The organism is Prevotella sp. ne3005 (genome assembly GCF_900110085.1).
Lineage (GTDB): Bacteria > Bacteroidota > Bacteroidia > Bacteroidales > Bacteroidaceae > Prevotella.
In genome coordinates, this window is sequence record NZ_FOCK01000004.1 from 203,027 (window position 1) to 217,749 (window position 14,723).

Here is a 14,723-nt window from a genome sequence, read left to right on the forward strand (position 1 = left end):
AAGTCGTAAGAGGACTCTGAGTATTACCGTAGCAAAGTGAGCGAAAGTCGTAAGGGGACGTTGAGTAATGCCGTAGCGGACTGGCAGGGAGAAAGCATGAGAAAGGCAGGGAGAAGGCAGGAGAAGGGGAGTTTTCGCTCGACAGAAAGACGGATTCCCTACACAAATTTTTAGCCGTTAACTTTGTTTAACTACGAAAATACCCCTTCGTATCTATATTTTTCGTATATTTGCAGCAAAGAGCCCGAAAAAGGAAACATTCTAACGGAAATATTAACCAAAGATTAAACTTTAAAATTTTACAATTATGAAGAAGTATTTGATGATAGGTGTAGCAGCCCTCGCTTTCGCTGTCACACTCACCAGTTGTTCAAAGGCTGGAGACCTTTACGACGAGAGTAGGGTCGAGCAGCAAAAGGAAGCGACAGTAAATGAGAAGTACGCCGCTGCCTTCGAAAAGGCATTCGGCAAGGTAGGTCCTAATGTAGATTGGGGTTTCAGCAGCAAGAGTTCCAGTACGCGTTCGTTTACCCGAGCTGTGGGAACTTATGCTCAGTATAAAGGTAACATGCAGCCAAGCATTACTTTCCCATCAGACTGCAACGCCAACAATTTTAATCCAGATCTCACGAATGTACCTTCGTATAATGATTATTTGATAAGCAAAGGTACACAATGGTGGACCCCAGAGGAAATAAATGATGGAGGAGTGGTCTATATCAACGCAGTCCAGCCTATTAAAATCTCTGGCGGCTCTGAAGAACAGCATGCAAAACTTTACATCAAGGCAGGAACGTATGATTTCAGAGGTGTATCGTTTGATCTAAACATTAATACAGACTTGGTATTATTAGAAGGTGCAACAGTTACATTCGATAACACTGTTGCTTCAACCGCCATATTTGATATATACATCGCTCAAGGAGCAGAACTGATAGCAAATGGCGAAAAAGGTTTGGTAGCGAATTCCGGTATCCATGTATATAACCATGGTACAATTACATGTTCTAAATTTGAGGTTAACTCGACCAGTTTTCTCTATAATGTAGGTACATTGACAGCAGATAGTGTGAAGGCCGAAAGCAATGATAGCAGAATCGTCAATGATGGCACTATTAATTCTACCACTGTTGTAGTTAATGCAGGTGCTGTGCAGAACAATGATATTTGGACTGTTTCGGGCACCACTAAGATCAATTCCAACAACTCTGGCTGGGTAAACAATGGCCATTGGACGACTTATGATTACGCTTATATCGGTGGAAGCGAGAACGTGATTAATAATTGCTTGCTTACGGTGACTCACGACTTTGAAATGAATATTTCATCAGAAACTGGAGCATTTAAGATTGATGGTGGCGGCGGTGTATTGACTAAGAATTTCTATGGAGGTAGGGATTCAAGTACAGGTGCCATTTCGGGTCCGTTTAGAATCAATATGGGTGCGAATGCCGTATTTGTCGTTGAGGAAACCGCTCAGTTTGAGTCTGGACGTGGCGACGATGAAGGATTTGGAATCTTTGGTGTCTCTTCAGATGCCCCTGCCGTATTCCAAGCCAGGGATATCGTCAGAGACCCAACGCTTCTAAGTCAGAGAAGTCATGGTGCTGTAACCTATGGTGGCAACTTGTACGTTTCTGCAGAGACTCATTTTGCACAGGGAGATGATGGTTCCAAACCATTTATTTATGTAAAAGACGGTTTCACCATAGAAAACAACATCTATGCCTCAGGCTTCAAGTCTGGCAAGCCCAGCATCACCATTCCAGAGACTCCATGTAGCCCAGGCTTCATTGGCGGGAATCCGCTCTATCGCGTGATTGCTGAGGACCTGTCAGCTTCAGAAGCTGGTGACTTCGACTTCAATGATGTAGTGTTCGATGTTGTGAAGGCCGAAGGTGGTAAGACAACACTGAAGCTGATCTGTGCAGGTGGTACGCTTCCACTGAGAGTAAGAGGAGCAAATCAAGCTGAAGGCGTAGAAGTCCACAGCGTATTTGGAGAAGACGCTCCAGGCGAAAATGGTAAGTATCAGATGTTTAACACTGGAGCTGGACCAACTGTACCTGAAGCAACCTTTACTGTACAAGGCGAATACACCACTCCCGAACAGATTAAGAACATCATCATTGAGGTCAAGAAGGACAACACGTGGATGCCTCTCCCTGCTAAAACAGGCGAGCCTGCTTGCAAGATCCTAGTTGACGATACGTTCAAACCTGTTATTGAGAGGAGGAATATTGCTAACGAGAACAAGAAATTCACCAACTATGTACAAGGTACGTTCGTGGATGACTTCTGGTGGAAATAACAACATCATCAAATACCTAAATGGAGGGGGACTTCTGCGTCATGCAGAGGTTCCCTCCTTACTTTTTGCCCCCCAAACGGATAGGGAAAGCCCCTTATTAACAACGATTCCGCAACTGACCCAAAGTTGTAGCAAAGCGGGAGTTTGCTCGACCAAGGAATTGATTCCTCGAACGATTTTGCCCAGATTAACTAAATTTAACTCACAAACTATTGCTTGGCATTATCTTTTTTTGTACTTTTGCCAACGATTCAGGGAAATAAATGCCATTAGAGTCGAAATATTAACCAACAATTATAAACATTTTAAATTTTATCAATTATGAAGAAGTATTTGATGACAGGTGTCGCAGCCGTCGCATTCGCTGCCACACTCACCAGCTGTTCAAAGGCTGGAGACCTTTATGACGAAGGTAAGGTTGAGGAGCAGAAAATTGCTTCTGTTACAGAAAAGTATGACGATGCCTTTATCAAGGCATTTGGACAGCCCGCAGCAAATCAGGACTGGGGCTTTGCCTCTAGAAAATTGCCCGCTTCGTTTGGAGCAGGTACCCGTACTTCTCAGACTAACTCAAATCAGTGGGGTACTAATCAGTGGGATGGCAGATATCTCAATTACCCGAAGCCTGCAGACATTACTCCAGAAGAAAGAGAGGCTGTGTTGGCTGTATTTAATCAGAAAGGAAAAGAATCCTATAAAGATTTAGTAAATTTAAGGAACTTTTTTGTGCAGCAAGTTTATTGTGGACCGAACGGTTCTAAAATGAACCAACTTGCTTGTGTAACTAATTGGGTTAACGTAAACGCAAACTCATGGCCTGAAAAATGGGAGCAAGGTGATACATATACAGATGATGAAGTTAACAATTTCAATACAGGAAAATATAGTGGTAATGCAGAGCAAGGCTGTATGTTAATGTTTAACTCTTCAACATCTGACTGGAGCTTTAAGACTTCACAGAGTGGTGGGCAAAGAATCTATGGACATTGGCGTATGGAAAAGATCAATGGAAATTATTATGTCGGTCTTGATCATGAAGCTTGGAGACAGGCTCCTGCAAACGCAAATGAGGAAGATAAGAGAGACTTTATTTATAATGACTGGATTATTAAGATTGTTCCGGGTGTAGGTACTATTATTGAGCCAGAAAGGTATACTGTCCGTATCATCTGCGAGGACTTGATGGCTTCAAATAGTTCAGACTTTGACTTCAACGATGTTGTCTTCGATGCTTCATACGTTAAGGGACAAACCAAAACTTATATTACAGTCAAAGCAGCTGGTGGTACCATTCCTCTCTATATTGAAGGAAATGAGGTTCACAAGTTGTTCCAGGATCAGTATCCTAATGATGGCATTATTCTTCCTGCTGATGGCGTAAAGGGCACAATGATCAATACCCGCGCTACAGGAGGCGTTGAGGTCGGTGACGCAACGCTGATTATTGATAGGATTATCGCTCCATGGGATATTGCTATTACCATTAACAACGGTGGAACCACTATCCCCCTGAAAGCCGAGGTTGGAAGCCCTGCAGCAAAGATTGCTGTTAATCCATCATTCGATTGGCTTGATGAGAGAGCTGATATTACAAAGGTATGTCCAAACTTCTCATCTTACGTTCAGGACACGACTGTAAATTGGTATTAAAATACATCAAATACTTAAAATAACTAAATTAAGAGAAGGGGCTTCTGCGTGATGCAGCGGCCTCTTTTTCATTTTGTACTAAGGGGACTCGGAGAGACTGCCGTGTAAAGTGGGACTTTAGTCGGAGTAAACCCTGACTTTATGACGGGTAAAGTCCAAGATTCTCTAGAGAATTTCCGGGTTTGGACTACCCTTTCTGATAGTATGTCGTAATACGACTTTGGGGTTAGATAGTGCAAAAAAAGAAAGTTTTGCAATAAAACACCCACCACCTAACCAACATCTCTTGGAATACCCTTATACACTGGGGATTCAGTTGGTGGGGTGTTGTTCTAACTCCCCACCAACACCCCACCAACACCCCACCGACAAATGGAAACAGACCAATAGGCTAGGATAGATGCTACAGCGGATACACTTACCCATTGGGTGGGGTGTTGGTGTAGTGTTGGTGTAGTGTTTGCAAACACCCAACCCTGCTCAAACTCTAGTAAGCAAAGGGACTCTGAGAGATTTGGGTTAGATGTTAGCATAAAAATAGAAATTCTTCATGAAATGAAGATAATCAGAACCTCATTCGTGAATTTCTGTTAAATATAAGGCAAAAGAGTTGCTTGTTATCGATATTTTTCTTATCTTTGCACGAATAATAGTATCTTTTAATAGAAATTAGCTAATTGAATAAAAGTATTTGAGTATGAAGAAGTATTTATTGACCAGTGCAGCAGCCCTTGCTTTCTGCGGGCTTTTCACCAGCTGTACACACGATTTTGACAATGATGGGGGATCTGCCGCCCAGAATTCTGTCATGAAAACCTATGAGCAGGCTTTCGTAACTGCCTTTGGCCAGCCCGATCCCAATCAGGAGTGGGGCTTCGGCTCTTCAACTGTTGCTAGTACAAGGGCTATGACGAGAACTGACAAGCCAACCAAGCCATCATTCCGTGATGGAAATGACGGTATGCCTGATTTTAGCAAACCAGAAAAGCCGAGTTTCTACAATACCGTGGCAGAAGCAGAAGCAGCTGGAGTAACTGTTGTAGTAGCTGGAGCCAATACTGAACCACAAGCTAACACGACATATGCCATTAGCAATAATACGTCTTTTAATAATTTGCAGAATAAGTCTGGTATCACTCTTTATGTAACGGAGAATATGAAATTTGCCCCCAGTTTTAGTGCTGGTGGTAATACTATTGTCGTAACTAGAGATACGAAATTAACGTTAGGAGGAGTACTGAATGAGAAAGTTAATGTGTATCTGGCACCGAACGCAGAACTCATATTGCCAACGTACGAATATAAAAATATTATTTGGTGGCCGGAATATAAGGAGGAAACAGTATCTACTGATGAATACTCATTTAATAATAATTCTAGCGAGACTCCCTATAAATTATACCTAAGTTCAGGAAGTAAGATTACCGGAGGATCCATTCAAATTGACAATGGCTATCAGGTGTTGAATGACGGAGGTACGATTAATTCAACTAGCATCAGAGTCCAGAAATCCACTTTGTGGAATGAAGGAAAAATCGACCTTACAGGAGACCTTTGGTCATATAACGGTGAGGCCAGTATCTTCAATGCTGCGGGCGATACAATTAGTGTTGGAGGTAAGCTTGAATTAACCAATAACAATGACCTCCTTTACAATAATGGTTATATGCCCATTACAGGAGACATTAAAATGAAAGACGGTTCTAACGAAATCGTCAACAATGGTACCCTGAATTCATCTAGTGACCTTGATATGAAAGCGGGCGGTAAGTTCCACAATGTTGGTTATGCAACTATTTCTGGTCGCTCATACATCTATAACACGAATTCATACTGGGTTAACGATGGTCATTATACCACTGGTACCTTTGATGACCAGAACTGCGAGAAAGTTTTCAACAACTGTTACATGACTGTAACTGGCGATTTCCATCTAGGTGTCCCTGCGGCTGCAAACGGCCACTCTTTCTTTACAATAGAAGGTGGTGGTGAAGGTGAAAGAGAATCAGGTGCCTATGTATATTGTGGCGGTGATTTTATATATGGTGGAAATACTGATCTTTGGTTAGGAAACAAATCCTATTTGGAAGTGATTGGCGAGTTCAAGTCCACAAATATTAACAAACCATATGGTGTTCACGGTCCCGAAAGCGGTTCTTATGCTGTCATTAAGGCAGAAAGCTTTACACAAGATAATAATGCTAAGGCCGCTGAACGTTGTATAACATTTTTCGGAAAGTTATATATTGACGCTCCAATTCAATATAACAACTATGTTGCAGAGGGTACAAACGTACAATTCAGTTCCAGTCATCCAGAGAAGCCCGTTAAGATTCCTAGAACAGAGTGTAATCCTGGTTATGGCAGAGATCCTGAGCCAGATCCTTCTTCTGACGTTATCCGTGTGATCTGTGAGGACTTGTCTGTAAGAGAAAGCACCGACTGGGACTTCAACGATGCAGTCTTTGATGTACAATTGTTAGATAACGACAGTAAGGTTAAGATTACGCTGCTTGCTGCAGGTGGTACTCTGCCTCTGACCGTTGCTGGTGAGGAGGTTCACGGAAAGTTCAAGGAGTTTAATCCTGATCTTGGCATTTCTACAGGAACAATGTTAAGTACTGGCTCGACTAACTCTACAGGAAAGTACGACCATATTAATTGTGTCGCTCCCTATTACATTATCGACAACATCTTTGGCTCGACAAATATTAGAGAAGTTGCTAAGAAAATTCCTGTACAAGTACAGAAACTAGTTAATGGCGAAAAGACTTGGGTTACATTAGAGTGTGAAAAGGGTAAGGCTACTGCAAAAGTTGCAGTAAGAGATAATTACAATTGGTGTGATGAACGTCAACATATCAACATAAAGTATACACTTACTGATATGCGTGGCAATGAATATGGAGGATTTACCCTTTATACAGAAGGTATCGTAGGTGGTGCTGAGGATCCTGAGCGCTGCTGGTACAATTATAATGGCCCTATCACAGACGAGATGGTACAAGAGCACTTAGGTCATTAATAAAGAAAATACTTCAATAAGACAATACTTAAATACGAGTGGTGGGCATCTGCGTGAGCAGGTGCTCACTCTTATTTTTTCTTAAAATCGAGAAAACGGTCGAGTATTGTTGTTTAATTGAAGTATTTGTTGTACCTTTGCAGTCAGTATGGTACTAAATTGGATTTGGGTTGCGTTTTTCATCGTTGCATTCGTGATTGCACTGGTGAAACTCGTATTCTGGGGAGACTTCGAGGTGTTCCCAGCTATGATGGATTCGACGTTTGCTTCGTCGAAGACGGCATTTGAGATTTCGTTAGGTCTGACTGGTGTGCTTTCGCTCTGGTTAGGTATCATGAAGATTGGCGAGAAGGGCGGCGTGGTGAATGTGCTGGCCCGACTGCTGAGTCCTATCTTCACCAAGTTGTTTCCTGATATCCCCAAGGGCCATCCCGTGACGGGCTCCATCTTCATGAACATCGCAGCCAACATGCTGGGACTGGATAATGCAGCCACACCCCTCGGACTGAAGGCGATGGAACAGCTGAAAGAGATTGAAGACGGAAGATTGAAGACGGAGAAAGAACAAGGCAGGATCAGTGACAGTCAGATGAAGGAGATGAGCGTCACAGCCACGAATCCGATGATCATGTTCCTCGTGCTGAATACCTCGGGTCTGACGCTGATACCCATCTCAATCATGGTGTATCGTGCCCAGATGGGTGCTGCCCAGCCTACGGATATCTTTATCCCCATCCTGCTGGCTACGTTCTTCTCGACACTGGCAGGTATCGTCATCACGAGCTTCTACCAGAAGATCAACCTGCTGAACCGCACCATCCTGCTCACCCTGGGTGGAGCTGCCCTCGTGGTGGCTTCCGTCATCTGGGGCTTCGGACAGATGGACTCGATATTGATGAACAAGGTGAGCACCTCGACAGCCAATATCATGCTGATGGTGATTATCATCGCCTTCATCCTGGCTGGTGTGAGAAAGAAGGTAAACGTGTATGATGCCTTTATCGAGGGAGCTAAAGAGGGATTTACGACAGCCGTCAGGATTATCCCCTATCTGGTGGCCATCCTTGTGGGTATCGGCGTGTTCCGTGCCTCTGGCGCGATGGATATGCTCATCGATGGCATCCGTTGGTGCGTGGAGGCCTGTGGTGCCAACAGCGATTTCGTGGGAGCATTGCCCACAGCCCTGATGAAGCCTCTCTCTGGCAGTGGGGCACGAGGCATGATGGTCGACGCAATGACCACCTATGGTGCTGATTCGTTTATTGGACGTCTGAGCTGTATCTTCCAAGGCTCGACGGATACCACCTTCTATATTCTTGCCGTCTACTTCGGTAGTGTGGGCATTGTAAAGACACGCCATGCTGTGGCTTGCGGACTTTTGGCTGATCTGGCTGGCATCATCGCCGCCATCGCAATAGCTTACCTGTTCTTTGGGTGAGATTGAAAATTGAAGATTGGAGATTGAAGATTGAAAATTGAAAATTGAAATAATGGCAAATCTGAAATCACTGGCAAAGGATACGGCCATCTACGGCCTGAGCAGCATCGTTGGCAGGTTTCTGAATTATCTGCTCGTGCCGCTCTATACGCACTATATGCCCAAGGATTCGGGCGACTATGGCATCAGCACAAACATGTATGCCTATACTGCACTGATTCTGGTGATACTGACCTTCGGTATGGAGACAACACTGTTCCGCTTTGCCAACGACGAGCGGTTCAAGCCCGATACCGTCTTCTCGACAGCCATCGTGGGCATTACTGCTCTGACAGGACTGTTCGTAATGCTGATTTTCGCCTTCATCACGCCTATCAGCGAGGCCATAGGCTACGCCCAGCACCCTGAGTATATCTTGATGATGACGATCGTGGTTGCACTCGATGCCATGCAGGCCCTGCCTTTCAGTTATCTGCGTTTCCAGAAGCGGGCCGTCCGCTTTGCCTCGCTGAAGATGCTGTTCGTCGTCCTGAACATTGGCCTGAATCTCCTCTATTTCGTTGTATTAGGCAAGACTTCAGTCTTCTATGTCTTCTTCATCAACCTGCTCTGCACAGGTTTTATCACCTTCTTCTTCCTTCCAGACCTGTTCCGTATTGATTTCTTTTTCAACAGGTGGTTGTTCAAGAGGATGGTCAGCTATTCGTGGCCCATCCTTATCTTGGGTATTGCAGGCATCCTGAATCAGGTGGCTGATAAGATTATCTTCCCGTTGGTCTATCCCTACGAATCGCAGGCCAATATACAGCTCGGCATCTATGGATCGTGTGTGAAGATTGCGATGATCATGGCAATGATTACCCAGGCCTTCCGTTATGCCTATGAGCCCATCGTGTTTGCCAAGAACAAGGATGCAGACAAGACGGAATACTACGCCACAGCGATGAAATTCTTCCTGATCTTCACGCTGCTGGCCTTCCTCTGTGTGATGGGCTGGATGCCACTGTTGCAGTATATCATTGGTGCCGACTATCGTGAGGGTTTAGGCGTGGTGCCTATCGTCATGGCAGCAGAGATCATGATGGGCATCTACTTCAACCTCTCGTTCTGGTACAAGCTCATCGACAAGACTGTCTATGGGGCGTGGTTCTCGCTGGCAGGCTGCTTCGTGCTCTTCGCCGTGAACATCATCTTCATCCCAAGGTTCAGCTACTGGGCTTGTGCATGGGGCGGTGTGGCTGGCTATGGCACAGCAATGGTGCTGAGCTATATCGTAGGCCAGAAAATGAATCCTATCCCCTATCCTTTGAAGGATCTTTGCCTGTATGTGGTATTCACTGGCTGTCTCTTTGGTCTGATGCAGATAAGCAAGGACTGGCCCATGATTGGTTCGCTGGCCTTTAACACATTGCTCATTGCCATCTTTGTGGCCTATATTATCAAGCGCGACCTGCCACTCAGCAGCCTCCCCGTCATTGGAAAGTATTTTAGAAAATAATCAAAAGCTACAGATATGAAAAAGTTTTTTCTATTGGTTTTACCCTTCTACCTTTTTACTTGTTTACCTATAAAGGCTGATGAGGGTATGTGGACACTGTATAATCTGCCCAATGCCGTCTATGAGACGATGAAGCAGGAGAATTACGAGTTGCCTTACGGAGCACTCTATCAGGGCGATGATGCCATTAAGAACTGCGTCGTCAACTTTGGCGGCTACTGTTCTGGCGTGGTGGTATCTCCTGACGGACTCGTGTTTACTAATCATCATTGTGGCTTTGAGGCTATCCGCAGTCACTCTACTGTGGAGCACGACTATATGTTGAATGGCTTTGTGTCGAACTCATATGAGGAAGAACTGCCCAACAAGAACCTCTTCGTCAGTTTCATGGTGGAGCAGAAGGACATCACAGCCTATCTCAACAGCCTCGGACTTGACAAGATTGCAGAGGGCAAGCGTAGTCATTTCGTCGATTCCATCGAGAATGTGATGCTGAAGGAGATTGAAAAGCAGGACTCTACCCTCCGTGTGGAGATCAAGCCTTTCTATGAGGGAAACCAGTATTACCTGACCACCTATCGTGACTATAACGATGTACGCCTGGTGTTCGCCCTGCCCAAGTCGATGGGTAAGTTTGGTGGTGAGACCGATAACTGGATGTGGCCCCGCCAGACCTGTGACTTCTCCGTGTTCCGTATCTATGTAGACCCCAAGACGGGCGGTCCTGCCAAGTATTCGAAGGATAATGTACCCATGAAAGCGAAGAAATGGGCACCTGTATCGCTGCAAGGCTATGTGCCAGGATCGTTCTCGATGACCATCGGCTACCCTGGAAGCACCAGCCGTTATCTCTCGAGCTATGGTATCAAGGAGCGTCGCGATGCAGACAACGAGCCACGCTATAAGACCCGTGAGGTAAAACAGAATATCATGATCCGCCACATGAGAGCCGACGAGGCTGTACGTATCAAGTACGATTCGAAGTATGCCCAGAGCTCCAACTACTGGAAGAACTCCATCGGTATGAACAAATGTATCGACAGCATCGGACTGATTCAGCAGAAAGCCCAGTTCGAGCAGAAGATCCGCCAGTGGCAGGACTCTACAGGCTTCCTGAAGGGAAAACTTGATTTTGCCAAATTGGAGCAACTCTACCAGAAGCGTTTCAAGGCTGTACGTGCCTTGACATTCTATAGCGAGACCTTTGGTAGGAGAAACACCGACGAGATGACCCGCAGAGCTGTCCGCGTACAGAATGGTGCCATCATCAACGGTAAGGACGGTAAGCCTAAGTCGCATTATATTGAGTTCAAGAACAACAGCGACGAATGGGATTACGATACTGACCGCGAGATTCTCGCTGCCCTGCTGAAACATTACCGCGAGCAAGTGGAGGTCAAATACCAGCCAGATTTCTTTAATGTCATCGACCACGATTTCAAGGGCGACTACCAGAAGTTTGTCGACCATATCTATAAGAAGTCAAAGCTGATGAAGAGCGACAAGAAGATCTATGTGAACAAGAAAGGTTATCACAAGGATCCTGGTGTGGTCTATGGCGAGAGCCTGGTGAGCACCTTAGCCGACATCCAGGCCGACATTGTGGAAACCTACGATTCCATCGAGGTCTTAGAGCGTTATCTCTGTGCTGCCAAACTGCGTATGGAAGAAGATATGCCCAACTACAGCGATGCCAACTTCACCATGCGACTCTCTTACGGACAGGTGGGCGAATACCTGTTGGCAGGACAGCCCTCAGGCTACTACACCACCGCCGAGAGCATCGTGGAGAAGATGGACAAGGCCAGCCAGATTATCGACTACGAGGCAGAGCCCATCATGAAGGAACTGCTATCTGTCAAGGACTTCGGAAAGTATACCGATAAGACCACTGGCAAGATGCACCTCTGCTTCCTCTCCAACAATGATATCACTGGCGGCAACTCTGGTTCACCGATGTTCAACGGCAAGGGTGAACTGATAGGTCTGGCCTTCGATGGCAACTGGGATAGCCTCTCGTCAGACATCTTCTTCGACAAGCAGTTGGCACGTTGCATAGGTGTCGATATCCGCTATGTGCTCTATATGATGGAGTCATGGGGCAAGGCCGACCGCCTGCTGAAAGAGATCAACGCGAAGTAAAGGTAAAAAGGTAAAAAAGTAAAAGGGTAAAAGGGTAAGAGCTCAAGAATAAACTGAAGACCAAATGAAAAAACTAACTACGTTACTACTAATGACTGTCCTCTGCCTGCATGTTCAGGCAGAGGATCAGTCGAAACGAATCAACCTGAGCGGCACATGGCAGTTTGCCCTCGACCGTCAGGGCACCCTCAAGGCTGGCGATCCGCTGGCAGACACCATCCTCCTGCCAGGAACTACCGACACCAACAAAAAGGGTGATTTCACCGCAAAAAGCGAGGAGACCACCTTCCTGACGCGCCCTTGGTCATATAAGGGTCGTGCCTGGTATCAGCGCGAGGTTAACATCCCCGCCAGTTGGAAGGGAAAACCCGTCTACCTCTTCTTGGAGCGCACCAAACCATCGGAGGTCTATGTAGACGGCAAGCTCGCAGGAAGCAGTAATGACATCTCCACTCCACAGGTATTTAACCTTGCGAAAAGTCTCACCCCTGGTAAACACCAGCTGACTATCATGGTCGACAACGGCAGCGGAGTGCCCAAGCAACTTTATGAGAGCAGTCATGCCTATACCGAGAGTACCCAGACCAATTGGAACGGTATCATCGGAAAAATCGAGTTGTCGACATCCTTACCAAGCGCTCCTGTCGCCAAGGAGATTCATTCGAACTTCAAGAATTTCTGTATCAAGGGACAACATTTCTATGCCAACGGACATCCCATCTTCCTCCGAGGCAAGCACGATGCCTGCGTCTGGCCATTGACGGGACATGTGGCGATGGATGTCGAGTCATGGCGCGACTATCTTGGTACTTGCGATGCCTATGGCATCAACCATATCCGCTTCCACTCCTGGTGCCCACCAGAGGCTGCTTTCGTGGCTGCTGATGAATTCGGCATCATCATGCAGCCAGAGCTTCCCTTCTGGGGCAGCTTCGATGAGAAGGACGATACGCTCATGACCTTCCTCCATAAAGAGGGAGAAAATATCCTACGCACCTATGGTCATCACCCTTCCTTCCGCATGTTTGCCTTAGGCAATGAACTTTGGGGCAGCATCGAGAAAATGGCAGAGTTCATCGAGGACTTCCGCAAGATAGCCCCAGACAAGGTTTACACCTTCGGCTCCAACTACTACCTCGGTTATCAAGGCGTGAAGAAAGGCATGGACTACTTTACCACCTGTCGTGTAGGCGGTGAGGGCTGGGGCAACTACAACACCCATACCCGTGGCTCGTTCTCGTTTGCCGATGCTGCTGACGGTGGTATGATCAACCACTTCTACCCCAACACAATGATGAACTTCGAGGAAGGCTGTAAGCTGGCATTCCCTGAGGGTGAGCCGTGGACCAAGGCCGTACCTGTCATCTCGCACGAGACTGCCCAGTTCCAGACCTACCCCGACTTCGATGAAATCAAGAAATATACGGGCGTGCTCTATCCTTATAATATGGAGGTGTTCCGCTCTCGTCTGGAGAAGGCTGGCATGTCAGATCAGGCCAAGGACTTCCATCAGGCCAGCGGACTCTGGTCGCTCCAGCTCTACAAGCAGGATATCGAGATGGACCTCCGTACCAAGAATATGGCTGGCTTCCAACTCCTTGACCTGCAGGATTACCCTGGGCAAGGCTCTGCTTATGTCGGCATCCTCGATGCCTTTATGGAGCCTAAAGGTCTCTGCACGGAAAGAGAGTGGCGCCAGTGGTGTGCCCCCGTGGTGCCCCTGCTGATTGCCGACCGCTTCTGCTTTACCAACGAGGGAGGGCTACACGCTTGGATTCAGGTGGCCAACTACAGTGGACAGTCGCTGAATGGCAAGACCCTCCGTTGGGAACTCACAGCGACAGAAACCGTCAGCTCTGGCGAAATAAAACTCCCCTCTACCGAGGGACTCTTCACGGCTGGGGAGCTGAATGTCGACTTGTCGGCCTTTACCAAGCCTACGCAGTTGCAGCTTAGCCTCAGCATTGATGAAACGGAGTATTTCGGAGTGCCCTATCACAACACCTACGACCTCTGGGTCTATCCCTCATGGGTCGACCTGAGTAAGTTGGAAAGTATGGTGACGGTGACCAATGTGCTCGATGAGAGAGCCATCGCCCAGTTGGAGAAAGGCGAAAGTGTGTTGCTAATGCCCGACTCTACGGACCTCTGCGTTGGCGGACTCTTTACCACCGACTACTGGAACTACCGTATGTTCAAGACCATCTCGGAGAATAACAAGAAGAGTGTTTCGCCTGGTACGCTGGGTATCCTGACAGATCCGAAGCATCCTATCTTCAAGAGCTTCCCCACCCAGATGCATACCAACTGGCAGTGGTTCCCCATTATCAAAGCCAGCCACCCGATGATGCTCGACAATACGGGTAAGGACTACCGCCCCATCGTACAGGTTATCGACAACATCGAGCGTAACCATAAGCTCGGACTCGTCTTCGAGTTCCAGATTGGCAATGGCAAACTGCTCGTCTGCATGGCCGACCTCGAGGCTGCCTCATCCTATCCCGAGGGTCGCGCCTTCTATCGCAGTGTGTTGGAATACATCACTTCCCCAGACTTCGCCCCCAAGACCCATATCACACTGGAGGACTTCCAGAAGCTGATGACCACGCCTGTTACGGAAGGAAAGATCGGAGAACTGAACAATATCTCACCTTATTAA

At 46.6% G+C, this 14,723-nt stretch carries 7 protein-coding genes; all 7 read left to right on the top strand.

Features of this window, described 5'->3' with window-relative positions:
- The first annotated feature begins 307 nt into the window (after positions 1 to 307).
- Entirely contained in the window at positions 308 to 2,311 is a 2,004-nt protein-coding gene (locus BMY16_RS07350; protein ID WP_091841285.1) for a hypothetical protein, read from the top strand.
- Between the two features lie 321 nt (positions 2,312 to 2,632).
- Positions 2,633 to 3,961, top strand: coding sequence for a hypothetical protein (locus tag BMY16_RS07355; protein ID WP_091841286.1), 1,329 nt, complete (start codon positions 2,633 to 2,635; stop codon positions 3,959 to 3,961).
- Between the two features lie 697 nt (positions 3,962 to 4,658).
- Positions 4,659 to 6,986 carry a hypothetical protein gene (locus BMY16_RS07360; RefSeq protein WP_091841288.1) on the top strand — a complete coding sequence of 776 codons (2,328 nt, stop codon included), beginning with the start codon at positions 4,659 to 4,661 and terminating at the stop codon, positions 6,984 to 6,986.
- Positions 6,987 to 7,134: 148 nt separating this feature from the next.
- Positions 7,135 to 8,424: a nucleoside recognition domain-containing protein gene (locus BMY16_RS07365; RefSeq protein ID WP_091841289.1), complete on the top strand. Its 1,290-nt coding sequence runs from the start codon at positions 7,135 to 7,137 to the stop codon at positions 8,422 to 8,424.
- A gap of 52 nt (positions 8,425 to 8,476) precedes the next feature.
- The gene (locus tag BMY16_RS07370; RefSeq protein ID WP_091841291.1) at positions 8,477 to 9,922 is read left to right on the top strand and encodes a polysaccharide biosynthesis C-terminal domain-containing protein; all 1,446 of its coding nucleotides are present in this window, start codon (positions 8,477 to 8,479) and stop codon (positions 9,920 to 9,922) included.
- 15 nt (positions 9,923 to 9,937) lie between these two features.
- The gene (locus tag BMY16_RS07375) at positions 9,938 to 12,064 is read left to right on the top strand and encodes a S46 family peptidase (RefSeq protein ID WP_091841293.1); all 2,127 of its coding nucleotides are present in this window, start codon (positions 9,938 to 9,940) and stop codon (positions 12,062 to 12,064) included.
- Between the two features lie 64 nt (positions 12,065 to 12,128).
- Positions 12,129 to 14,723 carry a sugar-binding domain-containing protein gene (locus tag BMY16_RS07380; RefSeq protein WP_091841295.1) on the top strand — a complete coding sequence of 865 codons (2,595 nt, stop codon included), beginning with the start codon at positions 12,129 to 12,131 and terminating at the stop codon, positions 14,721 to 14,723.

Excerpts from the sequence above, each read along its gene's own strand:
- BMY16_RS07350 (WP_091841285.1), top strand. The coding sequence starts at position 308 with ATGAAGAAGTATTTGATGATAGGTGTAGCAGCCCTCGCTTTCGCTGTC.
- BMY16_RS07355 (WP_091841286.1), top strand. The coding sequence starts at position 2,633 with ATGAAGAAGTATTTGATGACAGGTGTCGCAGCCGTCGCATTCGCTGCC.
- BMY16_RS07360 (WP_091841288.1), top strand. The coding sequence starts at position 4,659 with ATGAAGAAGTATTTATTGACCAGTGCAGCAGCCCTTGCTTTCTGCGGG.
- BMY16_RS07365 (WP_091841289.1), top strand. The coding sequence starts at position 7,135 with ATGGTACTAAATTGGATTTGGGTTGCGTTTTTCATCGTTGCATTCGTG.
- BMY16_RS07370 (WP_091841291.1), top strand. The coding sequence starts at position 8,477 with ATGGCAAATCTGAAATCACTGGCAAAGGATACGGCCATCTACGGCCTG.
- BMY16_RS07375 (WP_091841293.1), top strand. The coding sequence starts at position 9,938 with ATGAAAAAGTTTTTTCTATTGGTTTTACCCTTCTACCTTTTTACTTGT.
- BMY16_RS07380 (WP_091841295.1), top strand. The coding sequence starts at position 12,129 with ATGAAAAAACTAACTACGTTACTACTAATGACTGTCCTCTGCCTGCAT.